The following is a 25,133-nucleotide window of genomic DNA, read 5'->3' as shown; positions in this document are numbered from 1 at the left end:
GAGCTCCGGGGAGATCTCCCCCAGACGTGTTTGTACCCCCATGACCAGCACGAGGCTGATGCGCCCCGCCGGCAACGTCGATGGCGGGAAGAAGCAGAGTCTACCCACATGTGACGGCAGTCACTATGTCGCCGAACGGGCGGCGACGCACCTCGATCCGGTTGCATCGACCGGCCCGTGCCGGACGGCCCTCAGGCCGGTCCGGCCAGGCCCGTCAGGCCCTTGATCTCCTGGATCAGCCGGGGTGCGTCGGTGAGGTCCGGCAGCACGACGTCGGCCCCCGCCCCGGCGAGCCGGTCCGCCGTCGTCGTACCCGACGCGACGGCGATCACGCTCGCCCCGCCCTCCACGCCGGTGCGCACGTCCTCCAGGGAGTCCCCGACGACGACGGTGCTCGCGGGGCCGAACTCGGCGCCGTACCGCTCGCCCGCCCGGTACTGCGCGATCGCGACGAGGGCGGGCCGGTGCGCGTCGTCCGACGAGTAGCCGCCGACCGCCGGGTCGAGGTACCGGTCCATGCCGAACACGTTCAGCTTGATCCGGGCGTTCGCCTCGAGGTTGCCGGTCACCACCGTGGCCACGAGGTCCGGTTCGGCGGCCACCGCCTTGAGCGCCTGCATGGCTCCTGGGAGCACCGTCCCGAGCCGCCGCACGTCCTCGGTGTGCGCCGCGAACCGCCGCGGCACGGCCTCCAGCATGCGGGGCACGAGCTCGTCCGCCGCGGGCCCGCCGACACCGTTGTCCTCCAGCAGGCCTCGGATGGCCAGGGGCATCGTCATCCCGGTGCCCCGGGCCGGGAGGCGTTCGGCCGGTCGTCCCACGACCTCGGCGAACGCCTCCCGGTAGGCCGTTCGATCCACCTCCCCGACATAGACCAGCGTGCGGTCGATGTCCCAGAGCACGAGCGCCCTGGCACCGCGGGAGGTGGCCGCGGCCGTCACGCCAGCGCCGCTATCCGCTCGGTCAGGACGCGTGAGCCCACCGCGGAGCGCCGGGTCGAGCCGCCGCGGCGCAGGTCCGCCGACAGGTCCCGCAGGTGCTCGCGCAGCCGGGCCGACTGGACCGTCTCGGCGATGGCGACCGCCTCCTCGCCGACGGCGCACGCCGCGTCGAGGTCGCCGGCCCGGGCGTGCGCCTGGGCGGCGCGGCTCAGGAACAGCCCGTGCGTGCGGCGCTCGCCGTTGCGCTCCGCGTGGATCGCGTGGCCGAAGCTCTCGACCGCCCGCGCGGTGTTGCCGAGCGCGAGGTGCGCCGACCCGGACTGGCCGTGGATCTCGCCCTCGTTCATCCAGTACAGCCAGTGCGGGTCGTCCTCGCCGCGACCGCGGGCGCACAGCTCCGCGGCCTCGCCCAGGGCGCGGCGGGCGGCCTCGCCCTCCCCGGCGGCGGCGTGACCGCGGGCCTGGCGGGTGAGCAGCGTCGCCGCCAGGTGCGGGGCGTCGAGCCGGGCGATCCGGCGCCGGCCGGCCTCCGCGGCACGCACGGCGTCGCGCGGGTCGCCGCTGGAGTAGCCGTGGATCGCGAGGTAGGACAGGGCTCCGGCACCCAGCCGGTCGTCGGCGGCGGCGTGCGCGGCGCGCAGGCCCGCCAGCATGTAGGCGCGAGCGGCGTCCGGCCGACCGGCGTCGAAGGCGAACCAGCCCGCCTGCGTGGCGGTGTCCGCGGCGACGGCGGCGAGCTTGCGGCCCGTGACCTCGTCGTAGGTACTGCGCTCGAGCACCCGGACCACGAGGGCGAGGTGGGCGCGGGCCAGGTCGGACACCGCGCCGCTGCCCGACCCCTTGTCCATGACGCGCAGCTCGTCGAGCGTGCCCTGCAGGTGGCCGCACAGCTCCAGCGACACCCGGGTGCCCGCGGTGGCGCGGCGCAGGGGCTCGGCCTGCTCGGTGTCCCAACGTTGGATCATCGAGTTCAGTGCGATGCCGGACGCCGGGCGTGACGCGTCGGTCCCGGCGACCTCGCTGGTCGCCGAGGCGGAGACCGGGCCGTTGGCGTCCGCCGCGGGGCGGTCGGCGCCGGTGTCGGCGACGTGCGCCAGGCGGAGCGCGCTGAGCATGCGGTCCGCGGTCCACGGCAGCACCGGGTCCGGGGCCGTCGGCGTCACGGTCGCGGGCGGGGTGGCCGGCGTGGTGGCGGCGGCCCGCGCGGGGGCGGCGTCCGACGTCTGACCGATGCCCGGCAACGGCAGCCGCACCAGGTCCGGCGGCGTGCCCAGTCCCGTGAGGAACTGGACCACGCGCGAGACGTCGGTCAGGCGGCGGTCACCGCACTCCAGCATGGACAGGTACGACTGGCTCAGCCCGGTCAGGGCGGCGACGTCCTCCTGGCGCAGCGGGACGAGCTGGCGCACCATCCGGCTGACCTGACCGAAGTCCCAGTCCGCGAGGGCCGACCGGACGGCTTCGTCCTGCCACACGCGGGTGGGCACGCTGGGCAGCGACACCACCGGGACTGATTCGGTACGCCGGCACGCGGCGCACCGGGCTTCGGAGTTGTAACGGCTGAGAACACAGCCGCATCGGGCACAAGTGCGAACGGTGGCACGAGGCAACGGGGGCTCCTGAGGGTCCGGCATTTCTCTTTTGCCGAGTTCTCGGCTCGGATGACCACAGTGGTATCACCCTCCCGAGGTCCATGCATCCGGACGGTACTAGGTATTCTCTTCCAGGCGCGACACTACCCCGATAGGGCGTTTTCGCTGGTCAGGGAGGACCTTTCTTGGACAATCGTCCAACTAGTGTCCGTATTGCACCTAATGTATACCTGGACAGAACCAACGGAAACCAGCGAAACCCCAGGTCGCTCCGTTTAACCCCGGTTCTCCCGTGATACGGGAGGATTCCTCCGTCCTCAGCGTCCCAGGACGGCCTCCATGGCCCGTGCGAGGTACCACGGGTCGACCACGGCGGTGAGCTCGCGCGCCGAGTGCATCGACAAGATCGGCACGCCGACGTCCACAGTGCGGATACCCAGCCGGGTCGCCGAGATCGGTCCGATCGTCGAGCCGCACGGCAGCGCGTTGTTCGAGACGAACTCCTGGGTGGGCACCCCGGCCGCCGCACAGGCCGCGGTCCAGGCCGCCGCGCCGAACGCGTCGGTGGCGTAGCGCTGGTTGGCGTTGATCTTGAGGATCGGGCCGCCGCCCGCCACCGGGCGGTTGGCCGGGTCGTGCCGCTCCGCGTAGTTCGGGTGCACCGCGTGGCCGACGTCGGACGACACGTGCAGCGACCCCGCGAACGCGCGGGCCCTGGTGTCCTCGTCCGCGCCCAGCGCCGCCGAGACGCGCCGCAGCACCTCCTCGAGGAAGGGGCCCGCGGCGCCCGAGCGCGACGCGCTGCCGATCTCCTCGTGGTCGAAGGCCGCGAACATCTCCACGCTCGTGCCCGCCGCTCCGCCGGCGGCCCGGCCGAGCAGCGCCGTCAGGCCCGCGTGGGTCGAGAGCAGGTTGTCCAGCCGCGGGCTCGCGAACAGCGCCCTGCCCGCGCCGAAGGCCCGCGCGGGCTGCGTGTCCACGAGCACCGCGTCGTAGCCGCCGACGGTCGCCGGGTCGACGCCCGCGTCGGCGGCGAGCTCGGCCAGCAGGTCGGCAGCCTGCGCGTCGCCGAGCCCCCAGACGGGCTGGGTGTGCCGCTGCTTGTCGAGGGTCAGGCCGCTGTCGTTGACGCCGCGGTCCAGGTGGATCGCGAGCTGCGGGATGCGCAGCAGCGGACCCGTGCGGACCAGGTGCTCCGTGCCGTCGAGCGTGACGATGCGGCCGGCGAGCTCGAGCTCGCGGTCGAGCCACGAGCTGAGCAGCGGCCCGCCGTAGACCTCGACGCCGGCCTGCCACCAGCCACCCGGACCGTGCGTCGTCGAGCGCGGCTTGAGCTTGAAGCCCGGGGAGTCGGTGTGGGCGCCGACGATGGTGAACGGCGTGGTCGCGCCCGCGCGGTCGGGCACGGTGAACGCGATGACGGACCCGTCGCGCACCACCACGTAGCGCCCGCCCGGCACGACCTCCCAGGCCGCGTCCTCGGCCAGGCGGGTGAAGCCCGCCTCCTGCGCGCGCCGGGCCGCCTCGGCGGCCGCGTGGTACGACGACGGCGACGCCGCGACGAACGCGCCCAGGTCCTCGGTGTGGGCGCGGGCCGCCGCGGGGACCTCTGCGGGAGTCTGGACAGGGATGCTGCTCTGGTCCGTCATGCGGCCATTATCTGCCGAGGTGTCAGACGCTCAGGCCACCCGGGCGACCTGAGCGTCTGACACCGTCACTCGCCGGTGGTGTAGGAGAGCCAGTCTCCGGACACCGTGATGCCGACGCGCGGACCCGTGTAGCCGGTCACCCGCTGGGCGTCCGCCTCCTTCTGCGTGAGCACGCCCGCCGCCACGAGCTCGGCCCAGGACTCGTCCGAGTCCTGGAACTCCGGGGTCACGACCCGCGGCCAGGTCACCGATGCGTCCGCGCCGCCGTCCGAGAACGCGGGGGTGGTCCCGCCGACCAGGCCGGCCAGCGCGCGGTAGCGCCCACGGTCGGTCTCGGGCAGCGCGAAGGTCTCCTCCGGAGACGCGGCACCGTCCATCAGCTCGGCTCCGTGCTGCCTCGCGTAGGCGGCGAGCGCGTCGGCGTCGCAGACCTGCGCCAGCACCAGGATGCTCCCCGCCGTGGCCCAGGTCTCCTGGGTCATCGCGTCGACGACGGGGTAGTCCGGCTCGTAGCCCCTCGCCGAGCACTCCGGGCCGTCGTCCCCGCCCACCGGCGTCGCCGGCTCGAACGAGACCCAGACCCGGGAGGCACCGTCGGGCACGGAGAGGCGGAGGTCGACCGGTTCGCCGGCGCCGGCCGTGTCCAGGTCCGCGAGCTCGGAGCCGGCCTCGTGGCCGTCGCACGTGACCTGGCCGGCCCCGATCACGTCGCCGGTCGAGGCCCGCACTACCTCGACGGGCAGCAGGTCCTCCGGGTCGGTGCTCGCGCAGACGGCGAGGACCCGCATCGGTGTGGTCGGCAGAGTGCTGCCCCGCGTCAGCGTCGCCGTGTGCTCGTCCGTCGTGCGGTCCAGCTCGAAGCGCGCCACCTGGCCCGCGACAGGTTCCGGGAGCTCGAACCGCGGCCCGGCGGTCCGGGGCGTACCCGGGACGTGCGCGCCGTCCACGTCGAGACGGACCCGCACCGCGTCGCTGACCACCGTGCCCGTCCGCCCCTCACTCTCCGGGAGGGCGACGACGCGCACCTCGTACTCTCCCGCGGGCAGCGGCGTCTCGAAGTCGGGGTCGTCGCCCGACGTCGAGGGCGCGCACGTGGACGCCGGGCCGCCGACGGCCTCGACGGTGCCGTCACCACCGCCGAGCAGCGGCTCGGCCGGACGGCTCCTCTCGACCGACGGCCCCAGGTCCACGACCTCCCCGTCCTGGCTCCACACCAGCACGGGCGCGGTCTCGAGCGAGCCTGCCCCCTCCCGGTAGGTGGCCGCCAGGCCCCAGCTGCGTGCCGCGGAGCCACCAGGCTCCGCCGTCCGGGTATAGAGGTCGCCCGCCACGGCGACCGACCAGCCGGGTGCCGTGGTCTCGAGGTCGGCCGCCGGCATGCCGCACGTCAGGTCCGTCCCGGCGAGCCAGGGCGGCTGGTAGCCGTCCTGGACCCGGAGCTCCGGCGCGCCGGAGCCCGGCGGTACCTCGGACGTGTCCGGCGGCGCGAGCTGCGCCGCGCCGAGCACCAGTGCGCCCACCAGAGCCAGCGCACCGCCGCCGAGGCCGCCCGCCTTCACGGTGCGGCGACGGCGCACCCGCCGGCTCATCGCGGGCAGGGTCGCCGCCGGCCCGGTGGCCGACGCCGGGTCCACCCCGCCGGCCATCGCGCCGAGGGCCTGCTTGAGGACGCCCGCGTCCGCGGGGTCCACCCAGCCGTGGTCGTCGTGGTTCATCGCAGTGCCCCTTCCGCCGAGGCCGATCCGGCCGGTTCCAGTACGTCGCGCAGGACGCGCAGTGCGTCGTGGAGGTGGCGCTTGACGGTGCCAGGGGCGTTCCCGAGCCGGTCCGCCACCTGCTCGATCGAGAGGTCCTCGAAGTAGCGCAGCACCACGCACGCCCGCTGCCGGGGTGTGAGCCGGTCGAGCGCCCGCACCACGTCGGCGCGGGCGGTGATGCCCGAGTCGGGGAAGCGCACGTGGTCGTCCACGGCGACCCGCGGCTCGATGTCGGACCACCGCCTCCTGCGGCGCCAGCCGTCCAGGTAGAGGTTCAGCACCATCCGCCGTACGTACGCCTCCGTGTGCCGCACGGCCCGCCGCTCCGGCTCGTCGGGTCCGTCCAGCGGCACCGCCTGCATGCCCGGTGCGGCCCGGCCGCGTCGTCCGCCCGGACGCACGAGGCGAGAGCAGTACCTGACCAGGGCCTCCTGCACCAGGTCCTCGGCCTGCCGTACGTCGCCGCACAGCGTGTAGGCGTACCCGACGAGCACCCCACCCCGCTCCGTGGCGAGCAGCTCCAGGTCTTCGTGCCAGCCCATCGCCGGCTCCTTCCTGCCGTCCTGACGGTACCGACGAACCAGCGGGCAGCCGGGTTGGGGCCGGGCACGACGATGCCCCGCTCGCGGGGGTGCGAGCGGGGCGGTGCGGGTCCGGTCAGTCGGTCGACGAGTAGTAGCGCCACGAGCCGTTCGCGGCGATGCCCACGACCATGCCCGTGTACCCGAAGGTCTCGTCGGCGCGCTGGGCGGCGGCGTCCTCCTGGGTGAGGAGGCCCGCGTCCACGACCTCCTGCCACGCCGCGTCGTCGTCGCGGAACTCCTCGGTGGCCACGCGCGGCCAGACGACGGTCGGGTTGTCCGCCGGGCCCCCGGCGACCGCGGAGCGGGTGCTGCCCAGCAGCGTGACCAGGGTGCGGTAGTGGTCCCGGTGCTCCGCCTCGGGGAGCGCGAAGGTCTGCTCGGGGGTCTCGAGGCCGAACATGAGCTCGGTCGTCGAGTCGGCCGCGAGCGCGACCAGGGCGTCCTCGTCGCAGGCGCTCGCCGCGGTGACGATCGAGGCCGCGGCCGCGGCGGCGCCGTCGTGCGGGGCGTTGCCCGTGGGGTGGAGCGGGGTGATGCCCGTGGCCGAGCAGTCGCCCGCCGGGTCGGTCTCCTGCTCGGAGGCCGGCTCGGTGGGCTCCGCCGACACCTCGCCGACCGGGGCAGCCGTGCTGCCGGCCCCGGCTTGCTCCGTGCCCTGCCGGGTGTCCTGCTGGGTGTCCTGCTGGCTGCCGCCCGTGCCCGCCGCGTCCGCCTGGCCGGGCGCGAGCTGGACGATCCCGAACGCCAGCGCGGCCACCAGCGCGACGGCGCCGACGCCGACGCCACCCAGCCGGGCCCACTGCCGGCGCCGTTCCTGCCGGGTCGGCTCGGCCGTGGTGCCGACGCCGAGGTCGTGCACGCGGTTGTGGTCCTGGTTCATCTCGGGTTCTCCTGTCCGTCCAGCGGGGTGCTGCCCTCTCGACCTCCATGACGCTCCGTCACCCCCGGACCGTTGGGTGGCGCTGCTCGCCGGCAGACCCGCGGGCGGGTCAGGATGGTGGCATGACCGCGACGGCGTACCCGCTCCGGTACCGCTCCGCCGAGGCACGCGGCACCCGGATCGGCCGGCCGCTGCGTCTGCTCGGCCGGGTGCGTGGGGTGGACGAGGCGCTGCTGGAACGGATCGGCCGGGCGTTCCACGAGCAGGACGAGCCGGCGGCAGCCCTGGCCGCCGCCCTGCGCCTCCCCCGGGGGAGCGAGGGCAGCGTCACCCATGCCCAGCTCAGGGCAGCCCTCGCCGAGGTCGGCCCCTTGTGGCGAGATCGGTCCAGGCCTGTGCCGACCTCGCCACAACCAACCGACCTCGGCGATCGGCCCGCGGCCCTGAAAAGGTTCCTGCGGGAGGTGGCCGCCGTGCCCGGGTGGGCGGACTGGGACCTCGTGGACCAGGGGGCCGCCGTGCTGCGCAGGCTCGGGCAGAACGCCGCCGACGTGCTGCTCCAGCTCTCGCTCGTGGGCGGGTACCGGTTCGGTGGGCCCACCGACCTGCTCGCGGCGACCGGCGCCCTGACCGGCGGCACGCTGCAGCGGCTCGCCCGCACGCAGGAGTGGACGGTCGCCCTGTCCGAGCCCGGCGCGCTCCGGCCCGGCGGCCCCGCCTGGCAGGCGACCGTGCAGGTGCGGGTGACGCACGCCCTGGTCGGGGCGTCGTTCAGTGCTACGGGCGCGTGGGACACCGCCCGCTGGGGCCTCCCGGTCAACCAGGCCGACCAGGCGGCGACGCTCGGGCTGTTCGACGGCACCGTCATCCTCGGCTGCCGGGCGCTCGGCGTGCCCGTCCCGCCGTCGGACAGCCGGGCCCTCATGCACCTGTGGAAGTGGGTGGGCCACCTGCTGGGGGTGCACCCGGACTTCCTGGTCGACGACGAGTGGGCGCGCCACCGGATCAACTACCACGTGCTGCTCGCGCAGGCGGGCGTGTCCGACGCCGGCCCCCGACTCGCCCGCGCCGTCGTCGCCGCCCAGGCCGGACGCGCCTACCCCGGGCCCGCCTGGTGGCAGCCGTGGCGGGCGCAGTGGGAACAGGAGCGGCTGCTGTCGATGCTCACGGTGTTCCTGGGCGTGCGCAGCATGCGCGACCTCGGGCTGCCCCTGCGACCACCCTGGGCCCACGCCTACCTGCTTCCGCTCAACACGTGGCGGTACCGCGTGGCCGGGCGGCTGCCGGGAGGCCGCGAGCGCCTGGACCGCTGGGGCCGCCGCCGCAGCGACGCCATCCTGGCGAGCCACCACCCCCACGACGTGTCAGACGCTCAGGTCACGGGTGCGACCTGAGCGTCTGACACCTGCCGGTCAGTCGGTCGGCGTGTAGTACAACCAGGTGCCGTCCGCGCCGATGGCGATCGTCATGCCGGTGTAGCCGAACACGTCGTCGGCGCGCTGGGCATCGGCGTCCTCCTGGGTCAGGAGGCCCGCGTCCACGACCTCCTGCCAGGCCGCGTCGTCGTCCCGGAACTCGGGCGTCGCGACGCGGGGCCACCGGACGTCGCCGGTGTCGCTGTCGACCGCGCCCGTCGTCCCGGCCAGCAGGGCGACCAGCGTGCGGTAGCGCTGCGTGTCCGTGTCGGGCAGCGCGAACATCTGGTCGACCGTCTCGCCGAACATGACCTCCGTACCATCCTGGTTCGCCCGCTCGACGAGCTGTGCGCTGTCGCAGGCCAGTGCCGCGTTCACGAGGGCCTCGGCGGTCGCGCCGGCCGCCGCGCCCGGCGACCTGGCCGGGTCCCACCGCAGGTCCGTGCCCTCGGCGGAGCAGGCGCCCGCGCTGTCGTCCGAGGCCGCGGGCTGGAGCGAGACCCAGGCCCGCGCGGTGCCGTCGGACACGTCGACCAGGCGGAGGTCGAGCGCGTTCTCCCCGCCCGACAGGACGCCGAGCGGCTCGGTGGTCTCCTCGCCGTCGCAGGTGAGCTGCGCCGTGACCAGGACGTCGCCCGTCGAGGGCAGCACGACCTCGAGCGGGAGCACGTCCTGCGGGTCGGAGCTCTCGCACGCACCGACCACCTGCATGGGGGCGTCGGACGAGTAGCCGCGCCAGGTCTGCCCCGCGGTGGCCCAGGCCGTCGTGCGGTCGAGCTCGAACCGCGTGATCTCGCCGTCCGCCGGTCCGGGTATCTCGATCGTGGCCGCGCCGCCGCGCGTGCCGGTCGGCGTGTGGGCGCCGTCGGCGTCGAGCCGCACCGCGACCGGGTCGCTCACCACGGCCCCCCACCCGCCGTCGACCTGCGGGAAGGCGACGACACGCACCTCGTAGTCACCCTGGGGCAGCGGGGTCTGGTACTCGTCGCCCGCGTCGCCCTGGGACGGCGCGCACGTCGTGTACGCGCCGCTCTCGGCCTGGACGGTGCCGTCGCCGCCACCGAGCAGCGGCTCGGCCGGCGTCGACCCCCCGAACACGTTCGAGCCGAGGTCCACGACCTGGCCGTCCTGGCTCCACACCAGCACCGGCGGCACGTCCAGCGCGCCGCCCTCGACCGTCGCGGCCATGTGCCGGCTCGGCACCGCGTCGCCGCCCTGGTCCGACGTCCGCCCGTACAGGTCCCCGCCCGCGGCCGCCGTCCACCCGTCCGCCGTCGTCGTCAGGTCCTCCACGGGCATGCCGCACTCCAGGCCCAGCCCGAGGTCCGCGATCCACTGCGGCGCGTAGCCGTCGGTGATCACGCTCGTCGCGGGCGGACCGGTCGGTGCGGGGTCCGCGGACGCCGACGTGCTCGGGTCACCGGGCAGGACCGGCTCCGTGGTGTTCCACACGGGCGACTGGGTCACGCCGAAGGCGAGCACCCCCGCCACCGCGAGGCTGGCGCCGGCGAGACCGCCGACCTTGACGGCCCGGCGGCGTCGCACGCGGTCCCGGACCACTCCGAACGAGACGTTCAGGTCGTCCACCTCCCCACCGGGCATCGCGTCGGCTGCGCCACGGAGCGCGCCGCTCAGGAAGTCGTTGTTCAGGTCGTCGTGGCTCATCGGGCGGCCCTCCCCTCGGCAGGTCGGAAGTCGTCGGGTCGCAGGATCTCCTGCAGGTTCTTGGTGGCGTCGGACAGGTACCGCTTGACCGTGCCCTGGGCGGTGCCCAGGGCCTCGGCGATCTGCGGCACCGTCATGTCCTCGAAGTAGCGCAGCACCACGCAGGCGCGCTCGCGGGCCCCGAGCCGGGCGAGCGCCGCCATGACGTCGACCCGCGCCGAGGCGGCCTGGTCGGCGCCGCGGGTGCTGGGGTCGTCGGCCATGAGGTGCTTGATCCCGGCCCAGCGCTGCCGCTTGCGGTAGCCGTCCAGGTAGATGGTGAGGATCGCACGCCGCACGTAGCCCTCCGCGTTCGTGAACGGGGAGTCCAGGTCGTGCGCGCGGCTGCCCGCGGCGACGCCGACCGCGCCGCCCCGGCCGGGGCGGCGCAGCCGCGAGTAGACCTTCACCAGCGCGTCCTGGACCAGGTCCTCGGCCAGCGCGCGGTCGCCCGAGAGCATGTAGGCGTAGCGGACCAGGGCGCCTCCGCGGGCCCGCATGAGCTCATCGAGCTCGCTTTCCCATGCCGCCATGTCCACCCCCCGGGTGCGTGTGTGCTGTCATCGTCTCCACACACCCCATGACGCGCACCGCGAGCGAATCGTTGGTCACTCCCCCACGAGGTAGTCGATGACGGCCTCGACCGCCAGGTAGCGGGGCTCGCCGTCCGCCCCCGGGTCGAGCTGCGTGAGGGCGTACAGCGTGTACGCACCGTCCGGCAGGCCGGCCTCGGGATCGGTGAGGCAGCTCGTGTCCGGCTCCACCGGGACGACGACGGACGCCTGCCCGCCGGGCTCGACCCGCAGCGGTTCCTCGGGCGCCGACCAGACGTCCTGGCCGACGCCGACCACGCGCCCCGCGCTGAGCCAGACCAGCGTGAACGGCGTGCGGGTGGTGTCGACGGCCTCGCCCGCCGTCTCCTCGACGGTGATCGTCACCTCGGACGGCGCCAGGGACTCGCCGCTGGTCTCCGCCGACAGCTCGAGGTTGTCGCGCACCCGTGGCACCCGCGGCCCGGCCGGGATGTCCGACGCGTGGGCGCCGCACTGCAGCTCCGTGCCCGTCAGCCACTCGGGCTGGTACCCGTCGCGGATGTCGACCGTCAGCGGCTCCTCCTCCGGCACCTCGACCGCGGGCACCTCCATGCTGACGGGCTCGCTGACGGCCATCTGCGCCTCGGAGTCCGTGCCGTAGGGCAGGACCGCGTAGACGTCGTACGTGCCCGCCGGGCGCGGGTCGAGGTAGGTGTTGGCGATCGCGCCCACCGTCCAGTCGCCGCAGGCCGTCGTCGCGGGCGCGGTGGCGACGGTGTCCACCGACTCGCCCGCCCCGGGCAGCCCGTACCCGCCCTCGTGCCAGCCCGGTCCGAGGTCGACCACCTGGCCGTCCTTCGCGAAGACGAGCATCGGCTCGCCGCCGCTGAGCTCGGGGCCGTCGGTATCGGTCCGGCTGATCTGCACGGGCACGGACAGGCCGTACTCGTCGGCCGTCACGTCGCCGGTCAGCGTCAGCTCGACCGTGTCGGCCGTCGACGTCAGCTCCGTGACCTCCATGCCGCACCGGTACTGCGCCCCCTGGTCGGTCCACGGTTCCGGCGCCTGCCCGCCGACCGAGCCCTGCTCCGCGGGCGGCACCGGCTCCGACAGGAGCCGGCCCGGCCCCCACAGGGCCGCCATGGCCAGCAGGCCCGCGACCACGAGCGAGGCACCCCCGAGCGCCCCCACCTTCGCCGCCCGACGACGGCGCACCGACCCGGACACCGCGCCGAGCCGCTCCTCGAACGCCGTGTCCATCTCCGGAACGGTCATCTCGGCCAGCGACCCGCGCAACAGCTCCATCGCGTTGGACAGGTGCCGCTTGATCGTGCCCGGGCTCGTGCCGAGCGTCTGCGCGATCTGCGGCACCGTCATGTCCTCGAAGAACCGCAGCACCACCGACTCGCGCTGCCGCGGCGACAGCCGGGCCAGCGCCATGCCCACGTCCACCTTGGCGGTCGCGACCCGCTCCGCCGCCGGCTCGTGCTCCTCGTCGGCCAGCAGGTGCTTGATGCCCGCCCAGCTCGTGCTGCGGCGGTAGCCGTCCAGATAGATGGTCAGCATGGCGCGCCGCACATAGGCCTCCGCGTTGGTCAGCTGCGGCTGGTCCCGGTCCAGGTCCACGACCTGTCCGTCCAGCTCGCGCGGCCGCCGCAGCCGCGAGAACACCTTCACCAGCGCGTCCTGCACCAGGTCCTCGGCCTGCGTCGTGTTCCGCGTCAGCGTGTACGCGTACCCGACCAGTGCGCGGCTGCGCCGCGCCATGAGCTCCTCGAGCTCGATCTCCCACTGCGCCATCGGTGACGCCCCCTCTCCCTGCTCACTACATCCTGACGGGCGGCAGGGCGGGAACGATGACGGCGTCAGGGAATACGGTCCGGCGGGATCAGCCCACGCGGCGCGCCGCCAGCAGCACGGTGGTGTGGTCCACCGTGAATGCGCCGTTGCTGACCGCCGGGTCACCGTCCAGGGCGGATCGTGTGCCGTCCAGGACCACCCGCTGCACCGGCTCGGGCAGGCGGCCGAACCCGCCGGACGTCGGCACCTGGTCGAGCCACTCCGCCACGGTGTACCGGCGCTGCCAGTGGTGCCGCAGGCGCTCCGGTGCGGCGAACCCGCCCGCCTCGGTCAGCCCGTCCTGCGCCCTGTCCAGCATCGCCTCGTACCCGTCCGCCGCGGAGCGACCAGGGGTGTACATCGCGGCACCCGGGGTGCCCTCCAGCGCGGTCGAGTACAGGCGGTGCAAGGCCTCGCGCAGCGTCGGCGGGAGGTCCGCGGCGTGCCAGAACACGGCGAGCACGCCGCCGTCCCGCAGCACGCGGGCCGCCTGCGCGGCCCCGCCGACGGGATCGACCCAGTGCCAGGTCATGCCGGAGACCACGACGTCGAACGTCCGGCCTGCCGGTTGCCACTGCTCGAACCGGGCCACCTCGACGTCCAGGCCGCGCCCGCGCGCCACGGCCGCCATGCGCGGGTCGGCCTCGACGCCGAGCACGTGCGCCCCGGCGGCACGGAACGGGAGCGCGGACAGGCCGGTGCCGATCCCGACGTCGAGCACGCGCGGGGGTGCCGCGGGGGCCGACGCCGCCGCGGGTGGGTAGCCCGCGCCCAGCGGTCCGCCGGCCAGGTAGGCGAGCACGGCGTCCGCCACCGGCCGGGGCGTCACAGGCCGCGCACGGTCGTACCGTTCGGCGTCCGCCCCGAACCCTTCGGCGGCTCCGCGGTGCAGATGGGAGTCCGGCATCCTTGAAGTGGGCATGCGCCCACGCTAGTGGGCGCATGCCCACTCAGGCAACATGGCTGTGGTCGCGTCCCTGTCCGGCCGGAGAAGGAGTCGTACGTGCCCACCGGAGTCGCCCTCGACGACCCGCGCGCCCAGCTCGTCGCCGCGGCGGAACGGCTGCTCGCGACGGGCGGCGCCGGCGCGCTGACCAGCCGCGCCGTGACGGACGAGGCAGGCGTCGCCAAGGGTGTGCTGCACCGGCACTTCGCCGACGTCGACGACCTGCTCGCCGCCCTCGTCCGCGCTCGCATCCAGCAGGCCGCGGACCTCGGCGAACGCCTGGCCGCCGCTTCGGGCTCCGATGACGTCGTGGGCCACGTGACCGGCTACCTCACGGCGACCCTCGACGACGTCGCACTCTCCGTCGTGGCGCTCGTCACCGCGCGTGACGAGCTGCGCCGCCGGCTGCGCGAGACGACGCCCGAGGGACTGCCGCTGCTGACCGAGATCACCGAGGCGCTGGCCACCTATCTGGCCGGCGAGCAGTCGTCCGGCCGGGTCGCACCGGGGGCGGAGCCGCGCCACCTCGCGATGACGCTCGTGGGCACGGGGCACCTCCTGTTCGCGGGCCGGCTCGGGGCGCGCCCGGACGACGCCGCGGTCCGCGAGGTGGTGGAGTCGACACTGGTCGGGGCCCTGCAACCGCCCGGCCGATGAGTCCGGCGCCCCGGGACTGACGCGCGGGCTCAGGCCAGCTCGATGCGGTAGCCGCGCTTGACCACCGTGCGGATCAGGTCGCGGCGGCCCGCGGCCTCGCGCAGCCGGGCGATCGCGACCTCCGCCGCGTGCGTGTCCTGGGACGCTCCCGGCAGGGCCGCGAGCACCTCCTCGCGCGGCACGACGTCGCCCTCGGCCGCCGCGAGCAGCCGCAGCACGGCGACGCCGGTCGGTGACAGGGGCAGCACCTGCCCGTCGAGCACCGCGACGCGCGCGCGGATCACCAGGGACCCCGCCACGGTGCTCAGTGCCAGGGACTCGATGCGCTCGTAGTGCCCCACCAGCGCGCGGACCAGGGCACCGAGCCGCCCGCGCTCGGGCTGCAGCGGCACGATCCCCCGGTGCTCCAGCGGCTTCGCCGTCACGGGGCCGACGGCGGCCGCGACGATCCTGCCGTCGGTGAACCGGAAGCGCACCCGGTCGAGCAGGTCCTCGTCCTCGACGGCCCGCAGCCAGGCCTCGGCGCCCGGGGCGGAGGTGAAGACGACGGCGTCGATCTCGCCGTCGGCCACGGCGTGCGCCGAGTCGCGGACCACGGCGGGGTCGGGCGCGGGGCCCCAGCGGTAGACCACGAGGCTCGCGACCTGGGCACCGGCCTTCTCGAACACCTCGTCCAGCCCGTCGGCGCCCGCGCCGTGGTGCTGGATCGCGATGCGCAGGCCCTGCACACCCTCGCTGAGCAGCACCTCGGCCACCTCGGCCGAGGTCTCGGACTCCGCGACCCAGTCGGCCTGCAGGCCCGTCGCCTGGATGGCGCCGCGTGCCTTGGGCCCGCGCGCCACGATGCGGGTGTCCGCGAGCAGTGCGAGCAGCGGTTCGGCGAGGCCGTGCGCGTCGGCGGCCTCGATCCACGCGCGGAAGCCGATCCCGGTGGTGACCACGACGACGTCCGGCGGGGCGGCCACGATGGCGCGCGTCGCCGCGATCAGCGTCTGGTCGTCCACGTGCGGGATCATGCTGAGCGCCGGGGCGTGGCGGATGGTGGCACCGCGGCGCTCGAGGGCCGCGGCGAGCTCCCCGGCGCGCCGCTCCGCGGTGACGAGCACGGTGGCCCCTGCCATGACCTGGCCCAGCGTCGGGTGGGTCGCCTGGGCGTGGGCGGGCGCCGCGACGTCAGACACCGGCACCTGCCAGACGTCGTTCACGCGTACCCTCCAGAAGCCCTGCCGCGGCCACGTGGCCGATGACGACGACCGCCGGGGACCGGACGCCGCGGGCCGCCGCCACCTCGGCCGCCTCGTCGAGGCGAGCACGCGTGACACGCTGCCCGGGCGTGGAACCGTTCTCCACGACCGCCACGGGAGTTCCGGGATCGGCGCCTGCGGCCAGGGACTGCGCCACGATCGCGCCGAGGGACCGCACCCCCATCAGTACGACAAGGGTAGCCGTGCCGTCGCGCACGCAGGAGAGGGCCGCGGCGTCGAGCGGCCCGGAGCTGTCGGGGGTGGCGCAGTGGCCCGAGACCACGTGGAAGCCCGCCGTCACCCCGCGGTGGGTGAGCGGGATGCCGGCCAGCCCCGGCACGGCGACGGCAGAGCTGATGCCCGGCACCACCTCGACCGGTACGCCCGCCTCGGCGCACGCGAGCACCTCCTCGCCACCGCGGCCGAGCACGAACGGGTCGCCGCCCTTGAGCCGCACCACGTGGGCACCCGCCAGCGCGTGCTCCACGAGCAGCGCGTTGATGCGCTCCTGCGGCACGGGGTGGTGGCCGGGCGCCTTGCCCACGTCGACCACACGGACGTGCGGTGGCAGCTCGGCGAGGATCTCGACGGGGCCGAGCCGGTCGGCCACGACCACGTCGGCGGACTGCAGCGCCCGCCACGCCCGCAGCGTCAGCAGGTCGACGGCGCCCGGGCCGCCCCCCACGAGCGTCACCCGCCCGCCCGTGTCAGATCCCCGGGCCCCTGGGGCGAACCGTGCGTCCGACACGTTCACGGGAGGCCCACGTAGATCACGTCCCCCCGGACCTCGACCGGGTAGGTCACCAGGTCCGCGGGCAGGCCGTCCTTCGGGGTCTTGTCCGCCGCCACCAGGCACACGCCCGTGACCAGCGAGAACACCTGCTTGTACACGGGGGCGGCCACGGTGGGCTCGCCGGCGCGCGTGCCGACGATGCCACGGGACATGACGTGCGCCCCGGAGAACGGGTCCAGGTTCTGCACGGCGTGCACCCGCCCGGCGTGGCCGCCGTAGGCGGCGTCGTCCGGCAGCCGGAAGAGGGCCACCTGGACGTCGCCGAAGAGCGCGGCCGCACCGCGCTCGGGGAACAGGTCGGAGACCAGGCAGGCCCGCTCCCACCGCGCGGGGCCGGCCGGCCCCGCGGCCACGGGGGCCTCGGCCACGTCGTTGACGGTCATGCGCGCACCTCCAGCTTCGGGCCCGCGATGACGACGCCGGCCGCGCGCTCGGCCTGCGTGGCCGGACGGCGCTGGCCGCGCTCGGTCACGTAGGCCAGCGACGGGTCGGCGTCCTTCGGGGCGTTGACGAACGACGAGAACCGGCGCAGCTTCTCCGGGTCCTCCAGCACGGCCTTCCACTCGTCCTCGTAGTTCTCGACGTGGCGGGCCATGGCAGCATCCAGGTCGGCGCAGATGCCGAGCGAGTCCTCCATGATCACCTCGCGCACGCCCTCGAGGCCGCCGTCGACCTCCTCGATCCACGGCGCCGTGCGCTGCAGCCGGTCGGCCGTGCGCACGTAGTACATGAGAAAGCGGTCGATGGTGCGGATGAGCTCCTCCGACGTCAGGTCCTCGGCGAGCAGCCTCGCGTGCCGCGGCGTCTGCCCGCCGTTGCCGCCCACGTAGACGTTCCAGCCCTTGTCGGTGGCGATGACGCCGACGTCCTTGCCGCGTGCCTCCGCGCACTCGCGGGCGCAGCCGGAGACGCCGAGCTTGAGCTTGTGCGGCGAGCGCAGCCCCCGGTAGCGCAGCTCGAGCTCGACCGCCATGCCCACGGAGTCCTGCACGCCGTACCGGCACCACGTCGACCCGACGCACGACTTCACGGTGCGCAGCGACTTGCCGTACGCATGCCCGGACTCGAAGCCCGCGTCGACCAGGCGGCGCCAGATGTCGGGGAGCTGCTCCACGCGGGCGCCGAACATGTCGATGCGCTGGCCGCCCGTGATCTTCGTGTAGAGCCCGAAGTCGCGCGCGACCTCGCCCACCACGATCAGCCCCTCCGGGGTGACCTCACCGCCCGGCATGCGCGGCACCACCGAGTAGGTGCCGTCCTTCTGCAGGTTGGCGAGCATGTGGTCGTTGGTGTCCTGCAGCGTGGACTGCTCGCCCGCCAGGATGTGCCCGTTGCCCAGGCTCGCCAGGATCGAGGCTACGACGGGCTTGCAGATGTCGCAGCCACGGTTGCCCGCCGAGCCCGTGCCGAACCGGGCCACGATGTCGCTGAACGAGTGCAGGTCGGCCACGCGGACGGCGTCGAAGAGCTGGGCGCGGGACATCTCGAAGTGCTCGCACAGCGCCGTGCTGACCTCGATGCCCGCGCGCTCCAGCTCGGTGTCCACGAGCTTCTTGACCAGCGGCAGACAGGCGCCGCACGTCGTGCCGGCCCGGGTGCAGGCCTTCACGCCGGGCACGTCGGTGCACTGGTGCTCGGTGACCGCGCCGCGGATCGTCCCCGCGGAGACGTTGTTGCAGGAGCAGACGTTGGCCTCGTCCGGCAGCTCCAGGCCCGGCGCGGCGCCGCCGCCCTCGGGGAGCAGGAAGGCGCTCGGGTCGTCGCCCGGCAGCTCTGCGCCGAGCATGGGGCGCAGGCTCGCGTACGGTGCGGCGTCGCCCACGAAGACGCCGCCGAGCAGCGTGCGCGCGTCGTCGGACAGGACGAGCTTCTTGTAGACGCCGGCCACGGGGTCGGCCCAGACCACCTCGACGGCGTCCTGGGTGCGGGCGTGCGCGTCGCCGAACGACGCGACGTCGACGCCCGAGAGCTTGAGCTTGGTCGCGGTGTCCGCGCCCGGGAACTCCGCCTGGCCGCCGAGCAGCCGGTCCACGACCACCTCGGCCATGGTGTTGCCCGGCGCGACGAGGCCCAGGCAGCGGCCCTCGATGCACGCGACCTCGCCCACGGCCCAGATGTTCGGGTCCTCGGTGCGGCACGAGAGGTCGACGACGACGCCGCCCCGCTCCCCGACCGGCAGCCCGGCCGCGCGGCCCAGCTCGTCGCGCGGGCGCACACCGGTGGCGACCACGACGACGTCGACGTCGAGCCGGCCGCCGTCCGCGAAGTCGAGCCGCCCCACGTGGCCGGTGCGGCGGTGGGGCCGCATCTGGCTGGTCGCGGTCTCGGCGCGGACGCCGATGCCCTTGCCGTTGATCAGGCGCTTGAGCGCCTGCCCGCCGCCGAGGTCGACCTGGACCCCCATGAGATGCGTGCCGAACTCGATCACGGTGGCCTGCGCGTCGAGCGCGGTCAGCGCGCCGGCGGCCTCCAGGCCGAGCAGGCCACCGCCGATCACGGCGCCGCGCACGGGCTTGCCCGCCGGGTGGCAGCGGCGCTTCTCCTCGACCCAGCCGCGCAGGGCCGCGACGTCGTCGATGGTGCGGTACACGAAGACGCCCGGCAGGTCGTTCCCAGGAATGGGCGGCATGGCCGCGCTCGACCCGGTGGCGAGCACGAGCTCGTCGTAGGGGTGCACGTGGCCCAGGCGGTCCGTGACGGTCTTGGCCGTGCGGTCGATCGACTCGATCCGGCGGTCGGTGTGCAGGGTGACGAGCGGGTCGGCCCACAGGTCCGGGTCGCCGAGCGCGATGCCCTCGGGACCCTCCTCGAACCAGCGGGTCAGACCCACCCGGTCGTAGGGCGCGCGGGGCTCCTCCGCGAAGACGGTGACGCGGTAGCGGCCGGCGTCGTCCCGGGCGCGCAGCGCCTCGACGAGCCGCTGCGCGACCATGCCGCCGCCGACCACGACGAGATGCTGAGGGGTACCGGAGTTGACCATGTCTTGACCGTAGGCGCCCGGTTTTTCGCGCCGGTGCGCCGGTGGTTACCCGGGCCGAACATCTTCCTCACTCCGTGCGTGGGCGGGCTGTGAGAGCTGGTCAGTCCCACTGAGCCAGCAGTTCCTCCGGACCGATCACGACGGCCCCCGCCTCACGGACACGGTCGTCGGCACCGCTGCGACTCACGACCACCAGGGCCGCGCCGTCCGACGCACCGGGAACCTGGCTGCGGTGAGCCACGAGCTCGGCGAGCTCCCGGGGACCGAACGGCTTGCCGGTCCACTTGATCGACCCCACGCCGTAGAGCCGTTTCGCCACCGGCTCCTTGTCCGCCAGCACGAGGTCGACCTCCACGCTATGGGTGCGGTTCCAGTAGCCGCCCACCGCCAACGGCTTGTGCGACGGCGCCCTGAGCTCGCTGTGCGGCATCCGCGCGACCGACTCGCGCACGACCGGTTCGATCGCCCGGCCGCGCCACCGGGTCCACTCGTCACGGATCTGCCGGAGCACCCGGTCACCCCGACCACGCTCGATCTCGGCGAGGTGGGGCGCCAGGAAGCGGAGCCAGAACAGCAGGTAGGGGTCATCGATCCGGTACCTCGTGTCCGTGGACGACCTCAACGAGAGAGGGCGCTCCGCCTGCACCAGTCGCTTGGTCCTGAGCACGTCCAGCGAGCGGGTCAGCGACGTGGCTGTGAGGTCACCCGCACGGGCTCCGATGTCCGTGAAGCGCCGCTGCCCCTGCCCGATCGCCTCCAGGACACGACGCGCCTGCACGTCACCGGGGAACTCCGCAGCGAGGGACCGCTCGGCGCTCACCAGGAGCGACGACGTCGCGTGGCCCAGCGCCCGCTCGAGGTACGCCCACAGGTCCTGGCCCTGCCCCCAGTCGCGGCAGATGAGCGGGAGGCCCCCGCTCACCAGGTAGGCGTCGAACGCGTCACCCGAGGAGAGACCGAGCATCCGCCCCACTTCCGCCGGCGACAACGGTGGTACCACCATCTCGGTCGCTCGCTGGTGGAAGGGCCGGTCGTAGTCGTTGAGCGCCTCCATCATCGCGAGGTCGGAACCGATCCCGACGAGCAGCACGGGTCGTCTGCTGAGCTCCCGGTCGAAGTATCTCTGCAGCACGCCCTCGAAACCACCGTCGGCCGCGGTGACGTACGGCAGCTCGTCGAGGACGACGATCGACGGCCCGTCCGGAGGGAGGGCGGCAGTGAGCAGCCGGAACGCGTTGTCCCAGCTCGACGGCGCGTCACCGGCGAAGAGCTCGGCCCCGGGGAGCGTCGACTCCGCGACGTCCCGCGCGAAGGCTTCGAGATCGTCGCGCACCGAGCGACCCGCGGCGGTGAAATAGACATGGGGCAGCCGCGCCGCGCGGACGAACTCCTCCACGAGACGAGACTTGCCCACCCGGCGGCGACCCCGGATCAGCACAGCCCGGCCGGGACGGTCAGAACTGGTCGTCACCTGGTCCAGCAGGTGCTGGAGCTCAGCGGTCTGGCGCTTCCGCGCGACGTACCCCGGCACGAGGCCCTCCGTTAGTATCATGAAAGATAGTATCTTCGATGATACTAACCTCCGCGGTGAGTATCTGGCCCCTTGATCCAGTTTTCGGCGAGACCTGGTGTCCCTGACCCGGCCCCGCGCTCAGGCCGGCTCCGGCACGGCCTCCTGCGTCCCCGCGCGGAGCCAGTCCACCAGCCCGCACACCGCCTCCGTGCACGAGCCGCAGCCCGTGGTCGCCCGGGTCTCGCGCGCGACCTCCGCCACGGTGTGCGCCCCCGCCGCGCACGTGTGCGCGATGTCACCCTTGGTCACGCCGTTGCACCGGCACACCACGGCGTCGTCGGGCATGTGCTCGGGGGACGACGCCGGGGCCGCCGCCGCCATGACCGGCGTGAGCAGCAGGAACGCCGGGTCCTGCGGCACGGGGGTGCGGCGCGTGTAGGCGGCCGTGAGGTCGGCCGCGACACGCGGGTCGCCCACGCACGTGGCGCCCACCAGGATGCCGTCGGAGACCACCACCTCGATGTACCGGCCGGCGCGCGGGTCGGCCAGACGCACGGCGCGCTGCGCCGGCCCGTCCGGCCGCGCCGGGCCGCAGACGCCCATCGTGGTCACGCTGAGCGGGCCGGCCTTGACCTTGACCACGTCCGTGCCCCGCGTGTCGACGCCCCGGTCGGTCTGGGCGCGGGTCGTGGCCCCACCGGCCAGGAGCGCCCCCAGGCGGACGGCCATGCTGGGGCGGGCCTCGTCGTCCGGGAGCCGCAGGTGTACGCCCGGTGCGGCGGGCGGGGCCTGGGGCTCGACCAGGGACACCTCGACCAGGGACACGAGGTGCTCGGCCAGGCGGCGCGCCTGGTCCCAGCCCTCGGCGACGAGCCCGCGCGAACCGGTCGGCGGCTGCGCGCAGTCCCCGATCGCGTGCACCCGCGGGTCGTCGGGGCTGGCGAGGTCGTACCCGACGACGATGCCGCGGTCGGTCGTGAGCCCGGCCGAGGCGGCGAGCCCCGTCTCCGGGACCGTGCCGACGGCGAACACGATCAGGCGTGCCGCGACCACCTCGTCGTGCGGTGGTGCGCCCGCCGGACGCGCACCCGCGGTGTCGCGCACCCGGATGCCGACGGCCCGGCCCCCGGCCACGAGCACCTCGCCGGCCACCCGGTCGGGCAGCACCGTGACGCCCTGCCCCTCCAGACCCGAGCGGACCACCTCGGCGGCCTCGGGGTCGAGCTGTCGTTCCATCAGCGAGCCCGTGTGGTGCACGAGGGTCACGTGCAGCCCACGGCCTGCGAGCCCGACGGCGGCCTCGAGCCCCAGCACGCCACCGCCGACCACGACGGCGCGCGGCGCGTTGACCGTGGCGGCGACGATCTCGCGCGCGTCGTCCAGGGTGCGCAGCGCGTGCACCCCGGCGGGCAGGCCGCCGTCGGCGCCGCGCAGGCCCGGGATCGCGGGCACGCGGGCCGCGGCGCCCGTGGCGAGCACCAGATGGTCGTAGGGGTGGCGCGTGCCGTCGTCGGCCACGACCACGCGCGACGCCCGGTCCACCGACGCCGCGGTGACGCCCCGGCGCACGGTGACCCGGGCGCCGTCGGGCAGCGGCATGGTGATGGCGGCGACGTCGGTGCGGCCCGCCACGACGTCGCTGAGCAGCACCCGGTTGTAGGGCTCGTACGGCTCGCTGCCCAGCACGGTGATGTCGAAGGCCTCGGGCTCGCGGCGCAGCAGCTCGTCGACGAGCCGTGACCCGACCATCCCGAACCCCACGACGACGACCTTCACGGGGACACGCAGGTTCATGTCGACAGCTCCTTCTCGGTGGGGCGCGGGCGGGCGTCGTCGGGCACGGGGGCGACGTCCACCGCGCAGACCTTGAACTCCGGCATGCCGGAGACCGGGTCGGTGGCGTCCGTCGTGACCCGGTTGACCGAGCCGGCGCCGCTCCAGTGGAACGGCATGAAGACGGTGTCGGGGCGTACGGCGTCGGTCCAGCGGGCCGTCGCCTCGACCTGGCCGCGGTCGCTGGTGAGGCGCACGCGGGCGCCGTCGGGCAGCCCGAGGCGGAAGCCGAGCACCGGGTGCAGCTCGACGTAGGGCTCGGCCACGAGCCGTTCGAGCTCCGCGACGCGGTGCGTCTGCGCGCCCGACTGGTAGTGCTGCAGCACCCGCCCGGTGACCAGGTAGAACGGCGCGCCGGGGCGCACCTCGTCGGACGGCCCCGCGTGGTCGACGGCGACCATCCGCGCCCGCCCGTCCGTCGTGGCGAACCGGTCGAGGAAGATCCGCGGCGTGCCGGTGTGTCCCGGCTCGGCGGGGACCGGCCAGAACAGGCCCGGACCCGCCTCCGCCTCGTCGGCGTCGAGGCGTGCGTGCGACAGGCCCGCGTAGTCGGCCGGACCGCCCGCGGACGCGCGGGCGAGCTCGTCGAACACCTCGGCGGGGTCGGTGGGGAAGGCGAGCGTGGCCGGCGCGCCCAGGCGGCGCGCCAGCTCGGCGAGGATCCACAGCTCGGAGCGGGCCGCGCCGGGCGGCGCCACGACGGCACGACGGCGGATGACGCGGCCCTCCAGCGACGTCATGGTGCCCTCCTCCTCGGCCCACTGCGTGACCGGCAGGACCACGTGCGCCAGGCCCGCCGTCTCGCTCGGCACGAAGTCGCAGACCACGAGCAGGTCGAGGAGCCCCAGCCGCTCGATCACCGCGCCCGCGTTCGGCGCGCTCACCACGACGTTGGACCCGTGCACGAGCAGCGCGCGCGGACCGCCCGGCGTGGCCAGCGAGCGCAGCAGGCGCACCGCGGGCAGCCCCGGACCCGGCAGGGTGTCCGGGTCCACGCCCCAGACGGCGGCCACGTGGGCGCGCGCCGCGGGGTCGTCGATCTTCCGGTAGCCGGGGAGCTGGTCGGCCTTCTGCCCGTGCTCCCGGCCGCCCTGGCCGTTGCCCTGCCCCGTGATCGCGCCGTACCCCGACCCGACCCGGCCGGGCAGGCCGAGCGCGAGCGCCAGGTTGATCGCCGCCGTGACGGTCGCGGTGCCCTGCGTGGACTGCTCGACGCCGCGGCCCGTCAGCACGTACGCGCCCGCGCCGCCGTGCACCGGCGCCGCGGCGGCCAGGAGCCGGGCGACGCGGCGCAGCTCGCCGGCGGGCACGCCCGCGACCGACTCGACGCGCTCGGGCCACCAGGCGGCCACAGAGCGGGCGACGTCGTCGAACCCGGTGGTGCGCGCGGCGAGGTAGGCGGTGTCGGCGAGGTTCTCCGCGAGCACCACGTGCAGCAGCCCGAGCAGGACGGCGAGGTCCGTGCCCGGCACCGGCGCCAGGTGCACGCCCTGGGCGGGCTGGTCCGCGGCCGGGTCGTCCGCGAGCCGGGCCGTGGCCGACCGGCGCGGGTCGACGACGACGAGGCCGCCCGCCGCCCGCGCGCCCGCCAGGTGCTGCACGGCCGGGGGCATGGTCTCGGCGAGGTTCGACCCGAGCAGGAGCACAGCCTGCGCCCCGCCGAGGTCGGCCAGCGGGAACGGCAGCCCGCGGTCGAGGCCGAACGCCCGGTTCATGCCCGCCGCGGCCGACGCCATGCAGAACCGGCCGTTGTAGTCGATGTTCGGCGTGCGCAGCACGGTGCGCGCGAACTTGCCGAGGGCGTACGCCTTCTCGTTGGTGAGCCCACCCCCGCCGAACACCGCCACCGACTCCGGGCCGTGCTCGGCCGCCAGCGCGGCCAGACGGGACGCCACGAGGTCGAGCGCGGTGTCCCAGGAGACCGGGACCAGGGGGTCGGGGTCCGCGTCGTGCGTGTCGACGGCGTCGCGCACGGCCGCCGGGCCGGACGCCGCCGGGTCCAGCAGCGACCGGCGCACGAGCGGGCTGACCAGCCGGTCGGACGCCCCGAGCACCGCGGCCGCCGTCCACCCCTTCTGGCAGAGCCCGCCGCGGTTGGTCGGGAAGTCGCGGGGCTGCACCTCGGGCGGGCCCGGCACGGACCGGCCCGAGGACGCGGCCGCCGTCAGCGACATGCCGCACTGGAGCGCGCAGTACGGGCAGTGCGAGTCCACGCGCGGAGCGGTGTCGGGACGGGGGCCGGAGGCGGTGCCGGACGGGGAGGTGTCGAGCAC

At 74.8% G+C, this 25,133-nt stretch carries 19 protein-coding genes; 2 read left to right on the top strand and 17 right to left on the bottom strand.

What is annotated here, in order from left to right; all coding sequences use genetic code 11:
• Positions 1-191: 191 nt before the first annotated feature.
• The 6 genes from APR03_RS04325 to APR03_RS04300 form a co-directional block, all read right to left on the bottom strand.
• Positions 192-941: an HAD family hydrolase gene (locus APR03_RS04325; protein WP_253833119.1), complete on the bottom strand. Its 750-nt coding sequence runs from the start codon at positions 939-941 to the stop codon at positions 192-194.
• On the bottom strand, positions 938-2,443 hold the full coding sequence (locus APR03_RS04320; protein WP_253833117.1) for an NsdA family TPR-like regulatory protein: 1,506 nt from the start codon (positions 2,441-2,443) through the stop codon (positions 938-940). The genes APR03_RS04325 and APR03_RS04320 overlap by 4 nt, the downstream gene beginning before the upstream one ends.
• Before the next feature lie 407 nt (positions 2,444-2,850).
• Positions 2,851-4,182, bottom strand: a complete 1,332-nt coding sequence (locus tag APR03_RS04315) for a M18 family aminopeptidase (RefSeq protein ID WP_253833115.1) — start codon at positions 4,180-4,182, stop codon at positions 2,851-2,853.
• Positions 4,183-4,247: 65 nt separating this feature from the next.
• Positions 4,248-5,897, bottom strand: coding sequence for a hypothetical protein (locus tag APR03_RS04310; protein WP_253833113.1), 1,650 nt, complete (start codon positions 5,895-5,897; stop codon positions 4,248-4,250).
• A complete protein-coding gene (locus tag APR03_RS04305; RefSeq protein WP_253833111.1) occupies positions 5,894-6,481 on the bottom strand; it encodes a sigma-70 family RNA polymerase sigma factor in 588 nt (195 codons plus the stop codon). Before APR03_RS04305 ends, APR03_RS04310 begins: the two co-directional genes overlap by 4 nt.
• A gap of 115 nt (positions 6,482-6,596) precedes the next feature.
• The gene (locus tag APR03_RS04300) at positions 6,597-7,403 is read right to left on the bottom strand and encodes a hypothetical protein (RefSeq protein ID WP_253833109.1); all 807 of its coding nucleotides are present in this window, start codon (positions 7,401-7,403) and stop codon (positions 6,597-6,599) included.
• A gap of 122 nt (positions 7,404-7,525) precedes the next feature.
• On the opposite strand from APR03_RS04300, the gene APR03_RS04295 reads away from it, so the two are divergent.
• Positions 7,526-8,797, top strand: coding sequence for an oxygenase MpaB family protein (locus APR03_RS04295; protein ID WP_253833107.1), 1,272 nt, complete (start codon positions 7,526-7,528; stop codon positions 8,795-8,797).
• Positions 8,798-8,815: 18 nt separating this feature from the next.
• Here APR03_RS04295 and APR03_RS04290 read toward each other — a convergent pair whose 3' ends face one another.
• The 4 genes from APR03_RS04290 to APR03_RS04275 form a co-directional block, all read right to left on the bottom strand.
• Complete coding sequence (locus tag APR03_RS04290; RefSeq protein WP_253833105.1) at positions 8,816-10,483, bottom strand: hypothetical protein; 1,668 nt, start codon at positions 10,481-10,483, stop codon at positions 8,816-8,818.
• A complete protein-coding gene (locus APR03_RS04285; protein ID WP_253833103.1) occupies positions 10,480-11,055 on the bottom strand; it encodes a sigma-70 family RNA polymerase sigma factor in 576 nt (191 codons plus the stop codon). The genes APR03_RS04290 and APR03_RS04285 overlap by 4 nt, the downstream gene beginning before the upstream one ends.
• A gap of 75 nt (positions 11,056-11,130) precedes the next feature.
• Positions 11,131-12,855, bottom strand: coding sequence for an RNA polymerase sigma factor (locus APR03_RS04280; protein ID WP_253833101.1), 1,725 nt, complete (start codon positions 12,853-12,855; stop codon positions 11,131-11,133).
• A gap of 88 nt (positions 12,856-12,943) precedes the next feature.
• Positions 12,944-13,816 carry a class I SAM-dependent methyltransferase gene (locus tag APR03_RS04275; RefSeq protein WP_253833099.1) on the bottom strand — a complete coding sequence of 291 codons (873 nt, stop codon included), beginning with the start codon at positions 13,814-13,816 and terminating at the stop codon, positions 12,944-12,946.
• An 81-nt stretch (positions 13,817-13,897) separates the two neighbouring features.
• Here APR03_RS04275 and APR03_RS04270 point away from each other — a divergent pair, with 81 nt between their 5' ends.
• Positions 13,898-14,497 (top strand): TetR/AcrR family transcriptional regulator, encoded by a 600-nt coding sequence (locus tag APR03_RS04270; protein WP_253833098.1) that lies wholly within the window; start codon positions 13,898-13,900, stop codon positions 14,495-14,497.
• A 29-nt stretch (positions 14,498-14,526) separates the two neighbouring features.
• Here APR03_RS04270 and APR03_RS04265 read toward each other — a convergent pair whose 3' ends face one another.
• The 7 genes from APR03_RS04265 to APR03_RS04235 form a co-directional block, all read right to left on the bottom strand.
• Positions 14,527-15,618: a uroporphyrinogen-III synthase gene (locus APR03_RS04265; protein ID WP_275977131.1), complete on the bottom strand. Its 1,092-nt coding sequence runs from the start codon at positions 15,616-15,618 to the stop codon at positions 14,527-14,529.
• Between the two features lie 52 nt (positions 15,619-15,670).
• The gene (gene cobA / locus APR03_RS04260) at positions 15,671-16,435 is read right to left on the bottom strand and encodes a uroporphyrinogen-III C-methyltransferase (RefSeq protein ID WP_308216437.1); all 765 of its coding nucleotides are present in this window, start codon (positions 16,433-16,435) and stop codon (positions 15,671-15,673) included.
• A 56-nt stretch (positions 16,436-16,491) separates the two neighbouring features.
• On the bottom strand, positions 16,492-16,917 hold the full coding sequence (locus APR03_RS04255) for a nitrite reductase small subunit NirD (protein WP_253833096.1): 426 nt from the start codon (positions 16,915-16,917) through the stop codon (positions 16,492-16,494).
• Complete coding sequence (nirB, locus tag APR03_RS04250) at positions 16,914-19,514, bottom strand: nitrite reductase large subunit NirB (RefSeq protein WP_253833095.1); 2,601 nt, start codon at positions 19,512-19,514, stop codon at positions 16,914-16,916. The genes APR03_RS04255 and nirB overlap by 4 nt, the downstream gene beginning before the upstream one ends.
• Before the next feature lie 100 nt (positions 19,515-19,614).
• Complete coding sequence (locus tag APR03_RS04245; protein ID WP_253833094.1) at positions 19,615-21,066, bottom strand: ATP-binding protein; 1,452 nt, start codon at positions 21,064-21,066, stop codon at positions 19,615-19,617.
• Between the two features lie 99 nt (positions 21,067-21,165).
• Positions 21,166-22,821: an FAD-dependent oxidoreductase gene (locus tag APR03_RS04240; RefSeq protein ID WP_253833093.1), complete on the bottom strand. Its 1,656-nt coding sequence runs from the start codon at positions 22,819-22,821 to the stop codon at positions 21,166-21,168.
• Complete coding sequence (locus APR03_RS04235; protein WP_417715077.1) at positions 22,818-25,133, bottom strand: molybdopterin oxidoreductase family protein; 2,316 nt, start codon at positions 25,131-25,133, stop codon at positions 22,818-22,820. The genes APR03_RS04240 and APR03_RS04235 overlap by 4 nt, the downstream gene beginning before the upstream one ends.

Origin of the sequence: Promicromonospora thailandica, from assembly GCF_024171955.1 — a bacterium.
GTDB lineage: Bacteria > Actinomycetota > Actinomycetes > Actinomycetales > Cellulomonadaceae > Promicromonospora > Promicromonospora thailandica.
Note: the sequence above shows the minus strand (reverse complement) of the source record. Positions and strands in the feature narration are given on the sequence as shown.

Coding starts and splice junctions, on each gene's coding strand:
- APR03_RS04315 (WP_253833115.1), bottom strand. CDS start 4,182: ATGACGGACCAGAGCAGCATCCCTGTCCAGACTCCCGCAGAGGTCCCC.
- APR03_RS04310 (WP_253833113.1), bottom strand. CDS start 5,897: ATGAACCACGACGACCACGGCTGGGTGGACCCCGCGGACGCGGGCGTC.
- APR03_RS04305 (WP_253833111.1), bottom strand. CDS start 6,481: ATGGGCTGGCACGAAGACCTGGAGCTGCTCGCCACGGAGCGGGGTGGG.
- APR03_RS04300 (WP_253833109.1), bottom strand. CDS start 7,403: ATGAACCAGGACCACAACCGCGTGCACGACCTCGGCGTCGGCACCACG.
- APR03_RS04295 (WP_253833107.1), top strand. CDS start 7,526: ATGACCGCGACGGCGTACCCGCTCCGGTACCGCTCCGCCGAGGCACGC.
- APR03_RS04290 (WP_253833105.1), bottom strand. CDS start 10,483: ATGAGCCACGACGACCTGAACAACGACTTCCTGAGCGGCGCGCTCCGT.
- APR03_RS04285 (WP_253833103.1), bottom strand. CDS start 11,055: ATGGCGGCATGGGAAAGCGAGCTCGATGAGCTCATGCGGGCCCGCGGA.
- APR03_RS04280 (WP_253833101.1), bottom strand. CDS start 12,855: ATGGCGCAGTGGGAGATCGAGCTCGAGGAGCTCATGGCGCGGCGCAGC.
- APR03_RS04275 (WP_253833099.1), bottom strand. CDS start 13,816: ATGCCCACTTCAAGGATGCCGGACTCCCATCTGCACCGCGGAGCCGCC.
- APR03_RS04265 (WP_275977131.1), bottom strand. CDS start 15,618: ATGGCAGGGGCCACCGTGCTCGTCACCGCGGAGCGGCGCGCCGGGGAG.
- APR03_RS04255 (WP_253833096.1), bottom strand. CDS start 16,917: ATGACCGTCAACGACGTGGCCGAGGCCCCCGTGGCCGCGGGGCCGGCC.
- nirB (WP_253833095.1), bottom strand. CDS start 19,514: ATGGTCAACTCCGGTACCCCTCAGCATCTCGTCGTGGTCGGCGGCGGC.
- APR03_RS04245 (WP_253833094.1), bottom strand. CDS start 21,066: ATGATACTAACGGAGGGCCTCGTGCCGGGGTACGTCGCGCGGAAGCGC.
- APR03_RS04240 (WP_253833093.1), bottom strand. CDS start 22,821: ATGAACCTGCGTGTCCCCGTGAAGGTCGTCGTCGTGGGGTTCGGGATG.